Origin of the sequence: Alteromonas lipotrueiana, assembly GCF_019249245.1 — a bacterium.
In the GTDB taxonomy this organism is placed as follows: Bacteria; Pseudomonadota; Gammaproteobacteria; order Enterobacterales; family Alteromonadaceae; genus Alteromonas; species Alteromonas lipotrueiana.
In genome coordinates this window covers 33360-50659 of the sequence record NZ_JAESDK010000013.1, presented here as the reverse complement: position 1 = coordinate 50659, position 17300 = coordinate 33360, and the positions used below count along the sequence as shown (strand labels likewise).

18 protein-coding genes are annotated in these 17300 nt (G+C 46.6%); 5 read left to right on the top strand and 13 right to left on the bottom strand.

Going from position 1 to position 17300, the window contains the following annotated elements:
- Nucleotides 1–7 precede the first annotated feature (7 nt).
- The 5 genes from JK130_RS10025 to prmA form a co-directional block, all read right to left on the bottom strand.
- Nucleotides 8–820 carry a class I SAM-dependent methyltransferase gene (locus tag JK130_RS10025; protein WP_218354178.1) on the bottom strand — a complete coding sequence of 271 codons (813 nt, stop codon included), beginning with the start codon at nt 818–820 and terminating at the stop codon, nt 8–10.
- A 178-nt stretch (nt 821–998) separates the two neighbouring features.
- Nucleotides 999–2597 carry a bifunctional phosphoribosylaminoimidazolecarboxamide formyltransferase/IMP cyclohydrolase gene (gene purH, locus JK130_RS10020; RefSeq protein ID WP_218354177.1) on the bottom strand — a complete coding sequence of 533 codons (1599 nt, stop codon included), beginning with the start codon at nt 2595–2597 and terminating at the stop codon, nt 999–1001.
- A gap of 84 nt (nt 2598–2681) precedes the next feature.
- A complete protein-coding gene (fis, locus tag JK130_RS10015; protein ID WP_018982332.1) occupies nt 2682–2975 on the bottom strand; it encodes a DNA-binding transcriptional regulator Fis in 294 nt (97 codons plus the stop codon).
- Between the two features lie 52 nt (nt 2976–3027).
- Entirely contained in the window at nt 3028–4005 is a 978-nt protein-coding gene (gene dusB / locus JK130_RS10010) for a tRNA dihydrouridine synthase DusB (protein WP_218354176.1), read from the bottom strand.
- 219 nt (nt 4006–4224) lie between these two features.
- Nucleotides 4225–5106 carry a 50S ribosomal protein L11 methyltransferase gene (gene prmA, locus JK130_RS10005; protein ID WP_218354175.1) on the bottom strand — a complete coding sequence of 294 codons (882 nt, stop codon included), beginning with the start codon at nt 5104–5106 and terminating at the stop codon, nt 4225–4227.
- Nucleotides 5107–5284: 178 nt separating this feature from the next.
- Here prmA and JK130_RS10000 point away from each other — a divergent pair, with 178 nt between their 5' ends.
- Nucleotides 5285–6028 (top strand): substrate-binding periplasmic protein, encoded by a 744-nt coding sequence (locus JK130_RS10000; protein ID WP_218354174.1) that lies wholly within the window; start codon nt 5285–5287, stop codon nt 6026–6028.
- An 85-nt stretch (nt 6029–6113) separates the two neighbouring features.
- Nucleotides 6114–7769, top strand: a complete 1656-nt coding sequence (locus JK130_RS09995; RefSeq protein WP_246587751.1) for an amidase — start codon at nt 6114–6116, stop codon at nt 7767–7769.
- 83 nt (nt 7770–7852) lie between these two features.
- Here JK130_RS09995 and JK130_RS09990 read toward each other — a convergent pair whose 3' ends face one another.
- From JK130_RS09990 to JK130_RS09980, 3 genes are all read right to left on the bottom strand, one after another.
- Complete coding sequence (locus JK130_RS09990) at nt 7853–8146, bottom strand: high-potential iron-sulfur protein (RefSeq protein ID WP_218354173.1); 294 nt, start codon at nt 8144–8146, stop codon at nt 7853–7855.
- 192 nt (nt 8147–8338) lie between these two features.
- On the bottom strand, nt 8339–8959 hold the full coding sequence (locus JK130_RS09985) for a flavin reductase family protein (RefSeq protein ID WP_218354172.1): 621 nt from the start codon (nt 8957–8959) through the stop codon (nt 8339–8341).
- On the bottom strand, nt 8952–9143 hold the full coding sequence (locus JK130_RS09980; protein WP_218354171.1) for a zinc ribbon domain-containing protein: 192 nt from the start codon (nt 9141–9143) through the stop codon (nt 8952–8954). Before JK130_RS09980 ends, JK130_RS09985 begins: the two co-directional genes overlap by 8 nt.
- A gap of 102 nt (nt 9144–9245) precedes the next feature.
- Between JK130_RS09980 and JK130_RS09975 the strand changes: the two genes are divergently transcribed.
- The 3 genes from JK130_RS09975 (at nt 9246) to JK130_RS09965 (ending at nt 12117) form a co-directional block, all read left to right on the top strand.
- Entirely contained in the window at nt 9246–9539 is a 294-nt protein-coding gene (locus JK130_RS09975) for a hypothetical protein (RefSeq protein ID WP_218354170.1), read from the top strand.
- Nucleotides 9540–9675: 136 nt separating this feature from the next.
- Nucleotides 9676–11814 carry an exonuclease domain-containing protein gene (locus JK130_RS09970; RefSeq protein ID WP_218354169.1) on the top strand — a complete coding sequence of 713 codons (2139 nt, stop codon included), beginning with the start codon at nt 9676–9678 and terminating at the stop codon, nt 11812–11814.
- A gap of 30 nt (nt 11815–11844) precedes the next feature.
- On the top strand, nt 11845–12117 hold the full coding sequence (locus tag JK130_RS09965) for a TIGR03643 family protein (protein WP_218354168.1): 273 nt from the start codon (nt 11845–11847) through the stop codon (nt 12115–12117).
- A gap of 320 nt (nt 12118–12437) precedes the next feature.
- On the opposite strand, the gene accC is transcribed toward JK130_RS09965, so the two are convergent.
- The 5 genes from accC to cutA all read right to left on the bottom strand — a co-directional run bounded on the left by accC (nt 12438) and on the right by cutA (nt 17281).
- Nucleotides 12438–13784, bottom strand: a complete 1347-nt coding sequence (gene accC, locus JK130_RS09960) for an acetyl-CoA carboxylase biotin carboxylase subunit (RefSeq protein WP_218354167.1) — start codon at nt 13782–13784, stop codon at nt 12438–12440.
- Nucleotides 13785–13798: 14 nt separating this feature from the next.
- On the bottom strand, nt 13799–14251 hold the full coding sequence (gene accB / locus JK130_RS09955) for an acetyl-CoA carboxylase biotin carboxyl carrier protein (RefSeq protein ID WP_218354166.1): 453 nt from the start codon (nt 14249–14251) through the stop codon (nt 13799–13801).
- Nucleotides 14251–14715 carry a type II 3-dehydroquinate dehydratase gene (aroQ, locus tag JK130_RS09950; RefSeq protein WP_218354165.1) on the bottom strand — a complete coding sequence of 155 codons (465 nt, stop codon included), beginning with the start codon at nt 14713–14715 and terminating at the stop codon, nt 14251–14253. The genes accB and aroQ overlap by 1 nt, the downstream gene beginning before the upstream one ends.
- Before the next feature lie 421 nt (nt 14716–15136).
- Nucleotides 15137–16942 (bottom strand): protein-disulfide reductase DsbD, encoded by a 1806-nt coding sequence (locus tag JK130_RS09945; RefSeq protein ID WP_425514603.1) that lies wholly within the window; start codon nt 16940–16942, stop codon nt 15137–15139.
- Nucleotides 16943–16960: 18 nt separating this feature from the next.
- Entirely contained in the window at nt 16961–17281 is a 321-nt protein-coding gene (cutA, locus tag JK130_RS09940) for a divalent-cation tolerance protein CutA (RefSeq protein WP_218354164.1), read from the bottom strand.
- Between the last annotated feature and the right edge of the window lie 19 nt (nt 17282–17300).

Below are 17300 nucleotides of genomic sequence, written 5' to 3'. Positions count from 1 at the left end.
CCGTTAATTATTCAGGTTTTACAAATTTTAGCGTCATACGATTGCTCTCGCCAATAGCAAGATATTTAGCGCGATCTTGCTCACCCAAACGCAATGATGGCGGCAACGTCCATACGCCTTTAGGATGATCAGCGGTATCCATTGTATTGGCGTTGATGTCGCTTTGCTTCGACAGTTCAAAGCCGGCAGCTTTGGCGGCTTCTACCACCACAGAACGTTTCATATAGCCGCTTTTTTCCATCTTGCTGTCATCAGCAGACTCAGGCAGTTCATGCTCTACTACACCCAATGTGCCACCTGGCTTCAAGGCTTTATAGAAAGAGTTGAATGCATTCTCTAAAGCTTTGTCTGCATCATTAAAATACCAATTGTGAACATTGCGAAAGGTCAGTACTACATCGGCGCTGCCTGCTTCAGTAATTTCCAATGCCTTGGTGGGATGAAAGGCTGTGACCTTAATATTTTTATAAGGAGGGTGGTTGGCCACTTTTTCTTTGAACTTTTCTAACGACTTTTTGTAATAGTCGTTGCTGTTCTCATCAACAAAGAAGTGAGCGGCAATCAGCTGACCATCTTCATGTAACAAGGGTGCCAATATATCCGTATACCAACCGCCGCCGGGTGAAACCTCTACCACGGTATCGGTCGGTTCTACCTCGAAAAAGCGCAAGGTTTGCTGTGGGTTACGATACTCATCGCGTAATTTGGCTTCGGCGCTGCGATGCTCGCTTTTTACTGCTTCAGAAACAGGATCTGCATAAGCAGAAGAGGCCGACATTGCCAGCAGCGACGCTGCAACTAAACGCATAGTGTGTTTCATGGTTTTTCCTTATCTCATTATAGTGAAAGTACTTAGCCCTAATACTGCGGGTTAGTTTAAAGCGATTTTTGCTATCGGGGCATTTTACCCCGGCGTATAATGCAACACGTAGCAAAGAGTTATCTTGGTTACGTGTTGCAGCCTCAGAATGATTCAATTGAAGGCAGTAAACCTAAAATTAATGCCTGAAATGACGCATGCCGGTAAAGACCATAGCAATGTCATGTTCGTCTGCAGCCTTAATGACTTCTTCGTCCCGAATTGAGCCACCCGGCTGAATTACCGCTTTAATTCCTGCGGCCGCGGCCGCGTCTATGCCATCGCGAAATGGGAAAAAAGCGTCAGAAGCCATAACCGAACCGGCCACTTCCAGATTTTCATCACTGGCTTTAATGCCGGCCACCTTGGCAGAATAAACCCGACTCATTTGACCTGCGCCTACGCCAATGGTCATTCCATCTTTACAATATACAATGGCATTAGACTTAACATATTTGGCAACCTTCCAGCAAAACAGTAAGTCGCGCAATTCGTCTTCAGTTGGCTGACGCTTGCTTACTACTTCTAAGTCTTCAGCTTCAACCATACCAAAATCACGTTCCTGAACCAGCAAGCCACCATTAACTCGTTTAAAGTCGTACCCTTCGGTCAGCTGGTCATGCCAACTACCACAGACCAACAAGCGTACATTTTTCTTGGCTGCCACAATTTGCTGTGCCTCTTCAGACACCGCCGGTGCAATAATAACCTCTACAAACTGGCGCTCCACAATGGCGGTGGCTGTATTGGCATCAAGACTCCGGTTAAACGCTATGATGCCACCGAATGCCGAGGTAGGGTCGGTGGTAAATGCGCGGTCATAGGCACTTAAAATATTATCACCAATAGCTACACCGCAGGGGTTCGCGTGTTTGACAATAACACAAGCAGGCTCTTCAAACTCTTTCACACATTCAAGCGCCGCATCGGTATCGGCAATATTATTAAATGACAGGGCTTTTCCCTGAAGCTGCGTAGCGGTGGCTACGGATGCTTCCTGGATAATATTTTCGACATAAAACGCGGCCTCCTGATGGCTGTTTTCGCCATAACGGAGATCTTGTTTTTTTGTCATTTGCATATTAATGGTTCGCGGAAACTCACTGTGCTGGTGCTCACAATCAGCGTCACATTCAACCGAATCAAGCCGGGCGCCAAAATAGTTTGCAATCATGCCGTCGTATTGCGCGGTATGTTCAAATGCTTTTATGGCTAAATCAAAACGAGTTTGATAGCGCAACGAACCGGCATTGTCGCTCATTTGCTCTAACACCAGGTTGTAGTCACTGGCATTAACCACAATAGTGACATCGTTATGGTTTTTTGCTGCAGCGCGCACCATAGTGGGGCCGCCAATATCGATATTTTCAATCGCATCGGCAAGAGTACACTCAGGGTTGGCCACGGTTTGCGCAAACGGGTACAGGTTCACTACCACCAGGTCAATTGGCTTGATTTCGTTTTGAGCCATTGTGCTTTCATCCTGACCCCGGCGGCCTAAAATGCCACCATGGATTTTAGGATGTAATGTTTTTACCCGGCCATCCATAATTTCTGGGTGACCCGTATGCTCAGAAACTTCAGTTACCGGCAAGCCCGCCTCGCTCAGTAGTTTTGCGGTGCCGCCGGTAGACAGTAGTTCTACTCCAGCCTGGTGCAATGCCTCAGCAAATTCGACAATACCGGTTTTATCCGAAACACTTAATAGCGCGCGTTTAATAGGTTTTGGTGTATGCATAGTGATGTCTTGGTAGTTAGTAGAGGTGAAACAAAAAGAGCACCGTGAAAAGGTGCTCTTTGGTTGGGCGAAGCCCGTCAAATTTTAGTTCATACCGTACTGTTTTAGCTTCTTGCGAAGTGTACCGCGGTTGATGCCCATCATGATGGCCGCGCGGGTTTGGTTGCCGCGGGTGTAAGTCATGACTTCTTCAAGCAGCGGCGCTTCTACCTCTGCCAGTACCAGTTCGTATAAATTGTCGATGTTGGCGTTGTCGAGTTGTTTAAGATACTTATTAACCGCTTGTTTAACCGAGTCGCGCAGCGGCTTTTGAGCTTGAGTTTGAGAAGGCGTTGTTACTGTCGTAGTAAACGGTGAAGTCACATTTTGATCGAACATAATACTTTCTTGCTCTTAAGTTAGTCATCACTATGCTGCAGGGATGCATCGGTTAAGATGCTCGTTTCTGCAGCGATTGAAAATAATCGTCAAGTGCGTTGAGCTGTACATCAGCTTGCTCAATACCATTGAACGTTTTACGAAACTGACGATCCGTATCGTGTTCCGCTAAATACCAGCCCACATGCTTACGGGCTATACGAACGCCCATTACTTCGCCGTAAAAGGCCTGCACATTGGCAACATGTTCATGCAGCACCTGGTGCTGCTCTGACAAAGGCGGTAGAGAAAGGTGCTCGCCGGTTTTAAGAAAATGCAGTATTTGCTTAAAAATCCAGGGATTGCCCTGGGCCCCGCGACCAATCATCACGCCATCTGCGCCGGTGTGCTTTAGCACGTACTGTGCTTGTTCAGGAGAAGTAATATCGCCATTTGCAATGACCGGAATAGATACCGCTTCCTTAATTGCTTTAATGGTGTCGTACTCTGCTTCTCCTTTGTACATACAGGCGCGCGTTCGGCCATGAACCGCCAGCGACTGAATGCCGTTTTGCTCCGCAATATGTGCAATTTCTACACCGTTGCGATTATCCGTATTCCAGCCTGTTCTAATTTTCAGAGTAACAGGTACGTTAACCGCCCCCACTACCGCCTGAACAATAGATTCAACCAGCGCCGGATATTGTAATAACGCTGACCCAGCCAGTTTTTTATTGACCTTTTTTGCAGGACAACCCATGTTGATATCGATTATCTGTGCACCATTGGCCACATTAAACTGCGCTGCCTGTGCCATCAGAACTGGATCGGCCCCGGCAATCTGTACCGAGCGAATACCCTCTTCGCCGGTATGGTCCATGCGCTGCATAGACTTAGTCGTATTCCACACCTTAGGATTGCTCGAAAGCATCTCTGATACCACCAGACCTGCCCCCATTCGGCGACACATTTGTCTGAAGGGGCGGTCGGTCACACCTGCCATAGGCGCCAACATCAAATTGTTATCCAATTTATAAGAACCTATTTGCATGGTTAACAATCCAGTAGTTGCGCGGAATTTGAACACTTGGCTAAAACGGGGCGCTAAGTGTACGCATTTTGACTACCCTTGAAAAGGCTAAAATTCACACAAAATGTCACTTTTTGCTCTTGACAGTTTTCGTTGGATTTGCGTTGAAGGGCTTGGTAGGTAAGGGGTGAGCCTGAATTGTTCAGACTCTGTACAAAAAATTATCGGTAGATTAGTCAATTAGCGACGACGGGTACCGGAGACTCTGGCCCAGTCACCTTCAATTTCACTTTTATCTAATACAAAATCACGTTGATACGCCTGCTCAATTTTTTCTACCTGCTCGGCCAAAATACCCGAGAGCACCAGGCGCCCGTCGGGGCGGCAATAACCGGTGATCACATTTTGCAGCTCGAGCAAGGGGCCGCTAAGTATGTTGGCCACCACCATATCGGCCTGTAAATCAGGCTGGTCTTCAGGTAAATACACCTCAAGCCGGTCGGCAACCTGGTTACGGCGGGCGTTTTCTTCGCTGGCTTCAAGCGCCTGGGGGTCAATATCGATGCCTATTACCCGGGTGGCGCCCAGCTTCAACGCCGCTAACCCCAATATGCCTGAACCACACCCAAAGTCGACCACCGTCTTGTGCTGGACGGTTTCGCTGTCAAGCCAGCGCAGGCACATGGCAGTGGTAGGATGCGTGCCGGTTCCAAATGCCAAGCCCGGATCTAACATCACATTGACCGCATCGGGGTGGGGAACATCGCGCCATGACGGACAAATCCATAAGCGCTGTCCAAATTGCATAGGATGAAAATTGTCCATCCATTCGCGTTCCCAGTCTTTATCTTCAAGAGGGTCCAGCTTGTATGGAAAGTCAGGACCTAAAATGCGGACCTGGCCCAGCCGCTTTATAACAGCCTGCATATCGTGAGCAGCATCAAATAAGCCCACCACCTGAGTGTCGGGCCATAATAAGTTTTCGCCTGGCTTGGGTTCGTATACGGGCGTGTCTTTGGCGTCTAAAAAAGTAACTGCCTGCGAGCCGTTAGCCGACAGCATTGTGCCCACCTGTTCAGCCAGTTCAGATGAAGTGTTTATTCGTAATTGCAACCAGGCCATGATGTGTCTTTGTTAACTCATAATGTTGTTATATTAACAGCGAATGCTATTGGGTCACCAATCTGGTTTTGGTCAATTGCTACTTTTACCCGTGTTACGTAATCCGTTCTTGGTAATAGTCACTAAAAAGTGCTAATTTTCATTTCACTCTTTTCTAACTATAAGTCGTACTGTTCAGATGATTCGACAGTTGTTGGGCTACTTTTCTTTATGCATGTGTTTGGCAGCTAATGCTGATGAGCTTACGGTGGTAGCGGGGTGGGACAAACCTCCTTATGTTATTACCGAAAACCACAGCGGCTTTGAATTAGAATTGGTAAATACTATTTTAAAAGAGCTAGGGCATACTATGACCCCGCTTTATGTGCCTTTTGGGCGCAGCGCCCGGCAACTGGAAAATGGCGTTGCAGATATTGTTTTAACCCTCAGAGCTGAGCACCTGGTTTCTGACTCGCTATTAAGCGATGTGTATGTGGCGTATCAAAACTCAGCAGTTTCGCTGGCTTCAAGAAATATCGTTATTGAAGACGCTACTGATCTTTTGCCTCATACAGTGCTGGCGTTCCAAACTGCCCGTGATGTTTTAGGTTCTGAGTATCACAGCGCCGTATCAAATCATCATTGCTACAGCGAAATTGCTTCTCAGGAGCGTCAGGTAAAAATGCTGTTGCTGGGTAGCGTTGATGTCGCCGTAATGGATCGGAATATTTTCACCTGGCTACGAAGCCAGTTGCCTGCTAAGTTTCAAAAAGACGTGGTTTTTCATGACTTATTTGAACGCAGCGAATACCGTGCTGCAATATTAAATACCGAGTTACGTCAGCAGTTTAATGCACAGCTGCAGCGACTGAAACAAGACGGGCGTTATCAAAAGCTTATGAATAAATATTATCTTTCCTATAGCACCCCTTCTACCGACTAAAATTGTAAACTTATCGTATTCGCTGGGTTTTTAACCACGTTCATGCTGTACTGCGTGTTCGTAAATTTTAGCAAGGATGATTTGCTTGAACAGTATTCGACTTTTACCCATTGCCGCTGCACTTGCGTTACAGGCTTGCAGCAATATTGGCTCGGTGGCTGAAACAAAACCAGGTCAATTGCCCAATACCGCCATGCAGCAAAGTTCAGTTCAGCAGTTGCTTGATGCTCCTGCTCATGTGCAGCGTCAGGCTATTGTTGATAAAAAAATCAGTGTTCAGGCGCTGACTCAGGCTTACATAAACCGAATTGAAAAATTAGACACCCGCACCGGAAGTGTTCTTGCTATTAACCCCGATGCTATGGCTCAGGCAAAAGCTAAAGATGAAGCGCTGGCAAAGGGCGACATACAACCGGGCCCGTTATTTGGTTTACCGGTGCTGTTAAAAGACAATATTGAAACCCGCGACATGCCCACGACCGCCGGGTCGTTAGCGCTGGCCAACAATGATACAAATCGTGATGCCCCGTTGGTAGAAAACCTGCGTAAAGCGGGAGCAGTTATCTTAGGTAAGACCAATTTGTCTGAATGGGCTAACTTTCGCTCTGAAGACTCAGTGAGTGGCTGGAGTGCGGTAGGCGGTCTTACCCGCAACCCGTATAACTTATCACGTACAGCTTGCGGGTCCTCATCGGGCTCGGGCGCGGCGGTTGCCGCTGATTTTGCGTCAATGGCGGTAGGTACTGAAACCAACGGCTCTATAATTTGCCCAGCCTCTTTTAATGGGGTAGTAGGCTACAAACCGACGGTAGGAATGATTTCACGCCGCCATATTGTGCCTATATCAATAAGCCAGGACACCGCCGGGCCCATGACAAAAAGTGTGACCGATGCCATTGTTATGGCGCGGGTGATGGCAAGCGAAGACGCTAAAGACACTGTCACTACCGACCGTGACAGAACCCAGATTAAGTCGCCCCAACAATTATCTGACGGCCTTAAAGGGGTGAAGGTGGGCGTAGTGCGCTTTGCCCAGGGCAATGATGAGCGGGTGTTGGCACAATACAATAAAGCGCTGGAAACGCTGGAGCAACAGGGCGCCATTCTGGTAGACATTGACGAGTTTAAAACACCGGATAAATACTGGGACAACTCTTACCATGTACTGCTGGCCGAGTTTAAGACCGGTGTTAATGAGTATTTAGCAGACTCACCTGCCGATTTACCTGCTAATACACTTGAAGAGCTTATTGCTTTTAATCAGCAAACACGCCGTGAACTGGGTTTGTTTAATCAGGATATTTTTGAAAAAGCACAGGCCACAGAAGGCGCTGAAAAAGAACAGTACGAAGAAGCACGTACCATGGTAAAAGAGGCCAGTACGCAGCAGGGTATCGATAAATTATTAACTGAATACGAAGTCGACTTGCTGGTAGCTCCGTCTAATACGCCTGCTTTTTTAATTGATACGCTATATGGTGATCATGCTCCTGGCGGCTTTATAGGTATTGGTTATTTAGCCGCGATAGCTGGTTATCCGCACGTTTCTGTTCCAGCTGGGCTGGTCAATGGCTTACCGGTAGGCTTAAGCTTTATTAGCACCAAATGGCAGGATAATCGCGTATTAGCCGCCGGACTTGCGTTTGAACAAGCACATAAGCCAGTGCCTGCCCCCACATTTATGGAAAGCGATGCAAAGTTGCAGCAGCACCAGGACTTACTGAAGCCGGTTTCGCCGTAAAAATGATAAAATTCGGGTGCCCCTACAATCAAACAACGGGGCCCCTGTAAGTCAATGGCCGTTATCGTACGGCCATTTTTGTATTAGCCCGGGCGTTTTACCCACGCACTACACCAGCCTTCTACATCCACCAGTTTACCTGGGAAAATAGCACAGGGACGATGTTTACTCCCATCACTGCCTTGTATGTACATGCAATTGCCGCATTTCGCATCAGGCTTGGTTGACTTATTCGTGTAGTTTAAAGCTTTAGCCGTTGGATCATCTGAGCTTAGTACTTCCTGAGCATTTGCTCTTAGTGCAATACTGCCCAGGGTCATTCCGATAAGGGTGCTACCGGCCATACGCAAAAAGTTGCGGCGATTAACAGAACTCATAGCTTGCTCCAAAACTTGTAAACGATAATGATTTTCTTTTATATCGGCTTAAAAACACAAAAACCTGCTAACAGAAGCAGGTTTCTTTCGGCAGCAATCAAGCTGGCACTTTTATAGTTTACGCATTAACCACAGTTTTTACAGTATTTTTAGCTTTTTATAGCGTTAAACTGACGTAATCTAATAGGCTTACTAGGGTTTTGCATAAGCAAAACGGGCTACCCGCTCAGGTTTGTGATAGGTATCCAGGCCGCTAATGCAGGCAATACCCAGTTCGCTAAGATCAACCTGGCCCTGCTCACTGATTTTTTCTTTATTTATCCATACCTGGTGAATACGACCAATCACAAACTCGGTATTGTTTGCCGTAATAGGAAGAATACTTTCGACTTTCATTGCCAGCTTTAACGGACTTTCGTTCACAAACGGCGCATCAAAGGCCTTTGAATACCAGGGAGTAAGACCGGTGGCCTGAAACTCACTGACTTCGGTAGGATAACGCGCAGAGGTCTGATGAGCTTGTTTGGTCCAGTCGCAATGAACCTGATTTAGTGTATAGCAGCCAGTGGTTTTAATATTATGCAAAGTGTCGCGAACCACGGTGTGCGGACGCATAACCATACCTATTAAAGGCGGATGGGCACCTACGTGTACCACTGAGCTCACTATCGCCAGGTTTTCCAGGTAGCTACGACCCTGACTGGTACCTACTACGCTGGCACTTTTAAACCCCGACACACTATTGACCAGGTTAGCCCGGTAGCGGGGCTCCATTGCGTCGATGTCGGTGGCAGAGAAACAGTGGTCAGTCATTTTCTGGTTGCACGTCGACGCGCATTTCCTCGCCGCGACCGGTTACTGTCATTTCAATAGGCTGGCAGCAAACCTGACAATCAAGCACCTGTGTTTGTCCGGTATCGTTTATTTCGTCAATTTCTACTTCATTAGGTTCCATACAATAAGGGCAGTTAAACGTTGCCGGGGTAGCCAAGCTCATAATTCACCTGTTCATAGATTAAAAAAGTTTACAGATTTGATTACGAACCGGCCAGGGGGTTGGATTTGTACTAAGTGGGTCTATAGCAAAACAGGTGAGGGCATGGGTAAAAAACTATCGACGGGATATTGTCCACTGTGTCAGCGTTATGCGCGGCTGACATTTCATCATCTTATTCCTAAAAAAATGCATCGGCGTACATTTTTCAGAAAAAACTTTAATAAAACACAATTGCACAGCGGCATCTTTATTTGCAGGCAGTGTCATAATGGTGTGCATCGGTTCTATACTGAAATGGAACTGGCAAAACAATTTCGAACCCTGGAAAAACTGCAACATGATGACAAACTCAGCCGCTATTTTGCGTGGGTGAGTAAACAGGCTATTCAGGTTTAACAGGGATAAAATGTTACACAGGCTGGCAATAAGGCGTAAGAACATATCTAACCATAAGGCGTAATATTAACCGCAAAGATTGCGATTTAACTGTATAAGTATACACTGTACGTTATGCAGTTATGGGTAAATATGAATGCGAAAAGAGCTTCCTGAACGATATTATCTTGATCATTTTCATGAATTTTTAAGTTTTTTTGACGCCCAGAGTCAAGAATTACTAGACCCCGAAACACAACGTTTTATTGATAGTTTTCGGGCATTATCAATGTCTCAGCAGTGTATTATTGCGCGAGCGGCAAACCGTAAATATGCCATCATTAATCGTACCCAGTTTTCTTATGCTGAAATCGCTCATGCACAACAACAGCTTGATGCCCTGGTTTCACAAGGCTGGTTTGGGCCGGTTACCCATGTGGCAATACAGGATTTTGCCGGCACCGTGACTAAAAATGATTTGTTGGCATATTTGGCTGAATATCAGCTTCAACAAAAATACAGTAGTTTTAAAAAAGCCGAATTGGTCAGTTTGTTGTTTGAACAAATCGAACAACACGGCTGGCCTGAAAACCTGCCTCAAAATGATTACCTGTTAAAAACCTTTGAGCCGGCATTACGCTACCTGTTGTTTTTGTATTTTGGTCATTCAAAAGGTCGGCTTAATCAGTTTTCAATGCGTGATTTGGGCATTATGCGCACCCGTACCGACGCCACGGTGGTGCAAGCCCGGTTTAGCGATATTAATCAGGCACGTATTGCGTTTGGCTATGCCTGTGACCTTGAGAACTTGCCCTACACCAGCCAAACCAGGTTGTGCGAGATGGCCCAACGGCCAGTCCCTGAGTTAACCGACCCGGTCACGATTGAATACGGCCAGCGTTTTTTGCATAAACTGGGCGTTAAGTTGCTTGATATAGATCGCAAGGCCGCACTGAGTGTTTTAAGGTGTGCGCCAGGGGATGAGTCAAAAGAAAAGTGGCTACGCGAATGCTACAAAGACGGTGAGAAAGAAGCCGTTAAAGTACAGCTTGAACAGATTATTGATAATCCGGCATCTGATTTTTTACTGGCATTTGCCGAAGACTTTTATGCCCGAAAATATCACAAAAAGCGGACCAGCAAAGTTACAGATATGCTTCGTAGTGCCAGTACTACGTTGCAATTAGACATCAGCCAGAACCAAAGTGTAGAACAGGGTGTTGTAGCCTGGTACAAGCGGCATCATCAACAGGCCTGGCGCACCGAAAACCGAACATGGCGAACGCTGTTCGGCCTGACATTCTGGCCGATATTATTTGAGTTAGATACATTGGTTACTGAGTTTGACCGCCGTCCGCAGTCGCTTAAATTCAATACCTTTTATCAAACATTTGGTGCCCACGTTGACGCTTTGCTTGAAAGCCTGAGCTCTGCCAAAGAATGGATGTTGCACTTAACCAAAATAGCCGCTAAACATCATGGTAAGGTGAACAGTGTCTTTATGTGGCGGCGTAATCAGCTAGATACCGTACAGGTATTGCTGGAACACGCGCCTCTTCAAAGCATTAAAAAGATGTTGCTGATGATGTGTAAAGATTTTGCCAATCTTAAAGATGGGTTTCCGGACATTATGGTTTATGACGGCCAGACATTGCGTTTTGAAGAGATAAAAGCGCCCGGCGACGTACTACGACGTAATCAGCTCATTGCTATCACACAACTTCAAGAGGCAGGGTTTAAGGTACAGATAACTCAGGTTGAATGGTTTCACGATCCTATGCAGCCTTATGTGGTGGTTGATATAGAAACCACGGGCGGCAACAACGGGTATCATCGTATTACCGAAGTTGGCATGGTTAAAATGGTCGCCGGAGAGGTTACTGAATCGTGGCAATCGTTATTCAACCCGCAACGCCATATTCCGTCAAACATCACACGTCTGACCGGTATTAGCAACGAAATGGTGGCCGATGCACCGTTGTTCAGTGAACGTGCGCAAGAAATCGCTGATTTCACCGAAGACTGCGTTTTTGTCGCGCACAATGTTAATTTTGACTATGGTTTCATACGCCAAGAATTTGCCCGGCTTGAACAATCATTCAGACGTCCGAAACTGTGCACAGTAGTGCAGATGCGCCGTGCCTGTCCGGGCTTATCTTCGTACTCGCTCGCCGCATTAACGGCGCATTTTGAAATATCTATGGAGCAGCATCACCGGGCTTTGTCTGATGCACGTGCAGCCGCGCAATTGTTAACGATTATTCACGACAAAACCTTACCAGCCGCGGTAAATTAGCACACTCATTACTTTATGGTTAAAAGCATTATGCAAACATCATTATCGCAAACTGCCGTTTCGCGGGTAATTGAAATGGCCTGGGAAGATCGTACACCCTTTGAGGCCATAGAGCGTCTGTATGGTTTACCTGAAAAACAGGTTATCGTATTAATGCGCCAACAGTTGAAGCGCAGCGCATTTAATAACTGGCGAGCGCGGGTCAGCGGTCGTCAAACCAAGCACCTTAAATTACGGCCGGCAGAGATAGAGCGCGGATATTGTCCGTCACAATACAAGCCTCAGGGGGCCAATAAACGCTAGTTTGATGACATAAAAGTAATCTACTGAGCTGAACCGCGATGGTGGTTAAAGCGTAAGCAAATTTGCACCCTAACCGGTGTGCGCGTTCTTGCTATTAGCCCATCCTTGATGGGCTTTTTTTATTTCTGTTACCGCGTATGTATTATCTTTTAGCCGTCAATGCGTTATGGGTGAGGTTAGCCAAAACCGGGTCAGGTAAATATATAAATCAGGGTAATCAGACCTGAAAAACCCGTGGCATTGGCAGTGCAGTTTTAGCTAAAACATAATGTTGTTGCTGGATGTAATAAAAAAGCGTCCGGTTGGACGCTTTTAAAGAGCTATGAAGACATGCCAAGTTTCTTTTCTAAGTAGTGGATATTAGTACCCCCTGCAGAAAAGTTTTCGTCAGCCATAATCATACGCTGTAACGGAATATTCGTTTTAATACCCTCTATAACCAACTCATCCAGTGCATGACGCATTCTGGCAATGGCTTCATCACGACTTTCGCCATAGGTGATTAGTTTACCAATCATAGAGTCATAAAATGGCGGTACAGTATAGCCAGCGTAAATATGCGAGTCCCAGCGTACACCCAAACCGCCCGGGGAATGGAACATATTGATAGGACCAGGACTAGGAATAAATGTCTGTGGATCTTCAGCATTAATACGGCATTCAATGGCGTGGCCACGAATTTGAATTTGCGATTGATCAATAGACAACGGCTGACCTCCTGCGATGCGCAGCTGCTCTTTAATCAGGTCAACACCGGTGATCATTTCTGAAACCGGATGCTCTACCTGAATACGGGTGTTCATTTCGATAAAATAGAACTCGCCGTTTTCATAAAGAAACTCAAAGGTACCGGCACCACGATAGCCAATCTCAACACAGGCACGGCGACAACGATCGCCTATTTTGTTGCGCATCTGCTCTGAAATACCAGGTGCGGGTGCTTCTTCTACAACTTTTTGATGACGGCGTTGCATAGAACAGTCGCGCTCACCAAGATGAATCGCATTACCCTGACCATCGGCCAATACCTGAATTTCTACATGGCGAGGATTTTCGAGAAATTTCTCCATGTAAACCGTTGAATTACCAAACGCTGCGCCAGCTTCTGCCTGAGTGGTTTCGATGGCTTTCACCAGCTCTGATTCTGAGCGAACCACACGCATACCCCGTCCACCACCGCCGCCGGCGGCTTTAACAATGATAGGGTAGCCAATACGCTTGGCGATGCTTTTGTTTTTGTCAGAATCATCGGTCAGCGGTCCATCGGAGCCCGGTACACACGGAACACCCGCTTTTTTCATTGAATTAATGGCCGATACTTTATCGCCCATTAAATTAATGGTGTCGGGTTTTGGGCCGACAAAAATGAAACCACTTTGTTCTACTGCTTCGGCAAATTCAGCGTTTTCTGCTAAAAATCCATAGCCAGGATGAATCGCAATAGAATTTGTAACCTCAGCTGCGGCAATAATTCTTGGGATATTAAGATAGCTTTCAGTTGCCGATGCCTTGCCGATGCAAATAGACTCATCTGCCAACAATACATGTTTCAGATTTCTGTCGGCAGTAGAATGCACAGCAACAGTTTTAATTCCCAGCTCTTTACAAGCGCGCAAAATACGCAAGGCAATTTCGCCCCGGTTTGCGATAAGTACTTTATCTAGCATAAGCCTCGGCCTGATTATTCGATGATAAACAAAGGTTGGTCGAACTCAACCGGTTCCTGATTTTCAACCAAAATGGCTTTTACTACGCCAGCTTTGTCAGATTCAATTTGGTTCATCATTTTCATGGCTTCGATAATGCACAGTGTATCGCCAACATTAACTGTTTGGCCTTCTTCTACAAACGACTTAGCTGTAGGCGAAGAGGCGCGATAAAACGTACCCACCATCGGTGATTTAACCTGGTGGCCGCTAGGACCCTGAGCTTCAGGCTGCTCGGCAGGGGCCGGAGCTGGGTGAGCCGGTGCTTGAGGAGCCGCCGGAGCAGGAATGGTGTAGTTCATTGGCGCAGCGCTGGCGCTAGGGCCGCGGTGAATACGTACCGACTCTTCACCTTCTGTGATTTCCAGCTCAGCAATGCCGGATTCTTCTACCAGTTCGATGAGTTTTTTAATTTTTCTGATATCCATTATTCTGTCTCTGCTTGTTGGGTCAAAGGATTGGATTGATTTAGATTTTTAGCTGCGGTAAGCGCAAGCTGATAGCCGGTAGCGCCAAACCCCAGAATGACACCCGCGGCCACATCGCTCAAATAAGAATGATGACGAAACGGCTCACGGGCGTGAATATTTGACAAATGCACTTCGATAAACGGAATGCTGACACTAAGTAGCGCGTCGCGAAGGGCCACGCTGGTATGCGTAAATGCCCCTGGATTTATTATAATGGCGTCGATGTTACCTATAGCCTGATGAATACGGTCAATCAAAGCATGTTCAGCATTTGACTGAAAATGCTGCAGACGGACACCGGCGGCATCTGCCTGCGCGGTTAGGTCGCAAACAATGTCGTCCAGTGTTTGATGCCCGTATGTATCGGGTTCGCGTTTGCCTAACATATTAAGGTTAGGTCCATTAATTAATAAAATATCCATTAAATGCTGCTATCTTGCTGCCATCTGACCTGTTGCTACCAATCTAAGCAAATTTTGCTTAAGGTTGCACGAAAAAACGTCAGTTTTGTTGTGTATGTTGAGTCTAACCGGTGATTATAGCGATACCAGTTTATTTAGCAGCAAAATACTGGTCTAATCACCTCATATCGAGGCAATATTTGAATTTGTAAAGCAGATGTTACCGGGTAAGTCAAAGCCGGAGAGCACGGTTTGAACAAGGCATTTCGGCTCGATAAAATGTTTGCAGGTGCAGGGCAGGCCGTAGCGCATTGAATTGCACGTGTTCTTCCACGTTTTCTTCAAAATACCAATTTACACTGCGATAGCCGTAGGCTCCAATACTGCGCTAAGGCTATACAGTAGGTTTATGATAAGGCACGTATGTTCTTACGACGTCACTCTACTCAGATACAGTTTGACGCACATGTTCTGCAAACGCCCCGGCAGGTAAAAAGCCGGTGACCCGCGCGCGCGGTATTTCTTTGCCATGGGTATCAAAAAATAAAATAGTCGGCAGACCAAGTACCTCAAAGTGCGCCTGAAACGCCTGGTTAGACGCAGTGTTTTCGGTTAAATCAATTTGTATCCACATTGTGTCAGACAACGTTTGGATAACCTGCGGGTCGGTAAACGTGTATTTTTCAAATTCTTTACAGGCCACACACCAGTCGGCGTACAAATCCAGCATTACGGTCTGGTTTTGTGCACTGGCTTTGTCTAGCTGCACTTGCAACTGTTCAAGATTATTAACCGTGACAAACGGCGGGTGTGAGGCACGGGGTGCCGTTGAGTTGGTAGCAGGAGATACAGTTTGATAAGCCAGCATTGCACTGATAAATAACCCGGCAAAAATAATCACCGTGCGTACACCTTTAAAAAAGGTGGCCGCGCTGTTTTGATTGATCACACTAAAATACCCAAATGCGCTAAGCCCAAGGCCGGCCCACAATAAATTAGTGTAAGAATGCGCATATAGCCTTTCAATAAATACAATAGCCACACTGAGCATCATAAACCCAAACACCACTTTGATGATGTTCATCCAGGGGCCGGCTTTGGGAAGCAATTTGCCGCCGGTAACACCGAACAAAATCAGGGGTATTCCCATACCCAGGCTAAGGACATACAAAGAAATAAAGCCAGTGAACAGATCGCCACTTTGGGCAATGAACAACAAAATACCGGTTAAAGGCGCGGTGGTGCAGGGCGAGGCAATCAGTCCTGACAACACCCCCATTATAAATACGCCCACACCTGAACCCGCTCGCTGTTTATTACTTAGCGCACTTAGCCGGTTTTGCCAGGCTGACGGTAACTGCAATTCATAAGCACCAAACATGGCCAGCGCCAGCAATACAAACAACGCGATAAAGGTAATCAAAATAGCCGGGTGTTGCAGTGCCGCCTGAAATTGCATACCGGCCGAGGCTACCACCAAGCCTAACAACGAATAGGTTAGCGCCATGCCCTGCACATAAATCAGGCTAAGCCAGAAGGCCCGGGATAAGCTGTTCTTTCGGCCCTGACCTAATACAATGCCCGATAGTATGGGGTACATAGGAAATACACATGGCGTAAAAGCCAGCCCGATACCTAACACTAAAAACAACAGCAGTGTAAGCCACAGGCTTTGTTCTGATAACAATGCATCGGCCAGTTCAAATTGAGTCGACGATGCTTCGGCGATAGAAGCCGAAGATACCTCGTTAGACGTAAGCGCCGTATCGTCTGTGCCAACAGCTTCAAGGTAAATTTCCTGAATTTTGGGCGGATAACAAAGCCCCGCATCAGCACAACCCTGATAGCGTAATTTTACCAGCGCATCTGCCGCGGCCGACTGAATCGGCAATGTCAGCGTAACCTCGTTGTAGTAAACCTCTGTACGGCCGAAAAATTCATCTTCTTTAGATACACCGTCAGGCAATTGTAGGGCCGCAGCGCTAGCCTCCTTTACCACTACCTCAAATTGCTTTTTATACAGGTAATAGCCTTCGGCAATGACAAACGATAATACCAGCGTGTCATCACGTTGTTGGTAGTCAAACTTAAAAGCCTGTTCAACCGGTAAAAACTCAGATTCCTGTGCAAATGGGCTAGAGCCAAAGTCGCTGTTGAAACCGTCAGAGGGTACCTGAGCCAGCGCTGTATTTGTCAGCATCATCGATAACCACAGCACCAATAACGCCGAACGAACCACTACCTGCATATTTCTTTCACTCCTGAGCTATCGGGTCAGCGTTTCTTCTAATATCCATTTTTCATACGCGTCGCTGGCCGATATCGAATTAATACTTATCCACTCTGGCACCTCGTATGGGTGCAAATCGCACACAATTTTGTAAGCTTCATCGACTTTGTGTGCCGTAGTTTTTATTAAAAGCTGTGACTCAAAACCGGTCTCTACCGTATCTTGCCACCGATACACAGACATCACCTTTGGTATAATTTTGACACAGGCCGCTAGTCGGTTATCAATCAGGGCACGCGCAATTTTTGTGGCAGTGTGTTCATCCGGCGTTGTCGTTAATATCATACTTAGTGACATGGCTAACTCCCTAGACCTC

What these genes read in the sequence shown, in the direction of transcription:
- JK130_RS10025 (WP_218354178.1), bottom strand. Translation starts at nt 820, where the DNA reads ATGAAACACACTATGCGTTTAGTTGCAGCGTCGCTGCTGGCAATGTCG.
- purH (WP_218354177.1), bottom strand. Translation starts at nt 2,597, where the DNA reads ATGCATACACCAAAACCTATTAAACGCGCGCTATTAAGTGTTTCGGAT.
- fis (WP_018982332.1), bottom strand. Translation starts at nt 2,975, where the DNA reads ATGTTCGATCAAAATGTGACTTCACCGTTTACTACGACAGTAACAACG.
- dusB (WP_218354176.1), bottom strand. Translation starts at nt 4,005, where the DNA reads ATGCAAATAGGTTCTTATAAATTGGATAACAATTTGATGTTGGCGCCT.
- prmA (WP_218354175.1), bottom strand. Translation starts at nt 5,106, where the DNA reads ATGGCCTGGTTGCAATTACGAATAAACACTTCATCTGAACTGGCTGAA.
- JK130_RS10000 (WP_218354174.1), top strand. Translation starts at nt 5,285, where the DNA reads ATGATTCGACAGTTGTTGGGCTACTTTTCTTTATGCATGTGTTTGGCA.
- JK130_RS09990 (WP_218354173.1), bottom strand. Translation starts at nt 8,146, where the DNA reads ATGAGTTCTGTTAATCGCCGCAACTTTTTGCGTATGGCCGGTAGCACC.
- JK130_RS09985 (WP_218354172.1), bottom strand. Translation starts at nt 8,959, where the DNA reads ATGACTGACCACTGTTTCTCTGCCACCGACATCGACGCAATGGAGCCC.
- JK130_RS09980 (WP_218354171.1), bottom strand. Translation starts at nt 9,143, where the DNA reads ATGAGCTTGGCTACCCCGGCAACGTTTAACTGCCCTTATTGTATGGAA.
- JK130_RS09975 (WP_218354170.1), top strand. Translation starts at nt 9,246, where the DNA reads ATGGGTAAAAAACTATCGACGGGATATTGTCCACTGTGTCAGCGTTAT.
- JK130_RS09970 (WP_218354169.1), top strand. Translation starts at nt 9,676, where the DNA reads ATGCGAAAAGAGCTTCCTGAACGATATTATCTTGATCATTTTCATGAA.
- JK130_RS09965 (WP_218354168.1), top strand. Translation starts at nt 11,845, where the DNA reads ATGCAAACATCATTATCGCAAACTGCCGTTTCGCGGGTAATTGAAATG.
- accC (WP_218354167.1), bottom strand. Translation starts at nt 13,784, where the DNA reads ATGCTAGATAAAGTACTTATCGCAAACCGGGGCGAAATTGCCTTGCGT.
- accB (WP_218354166.1), bottom strand. Translation starts at nt 14,251, where the DNA reads ATGGATATCAGAAAAATTAAAAAACTCATCGAACTGGTAGAAGAATCC.
- aroQ (WP_218354165.1), bottom strand. Translation starts at nt 14,715, where the DNA reads ATGGATATTTTATTAATTAATGGACCTAACCTTAATATGTTAGGCAAA.
- JK130_RS09945 (WP_425514603.1), bottom strand. Translation starts at nt 16,942, where the DNA reads ATGCAGGTAGTGGTTCGTTCGGCGTTATTGGTGCTGTGGTTATCGATG.
- cutA (WP_218354164.1), bottom strand. Translation starts at nt 17,281, where the DNA reads ATGTCACTAAGTATGATATTAACGACAACGCCGGATGAACACACTGCC.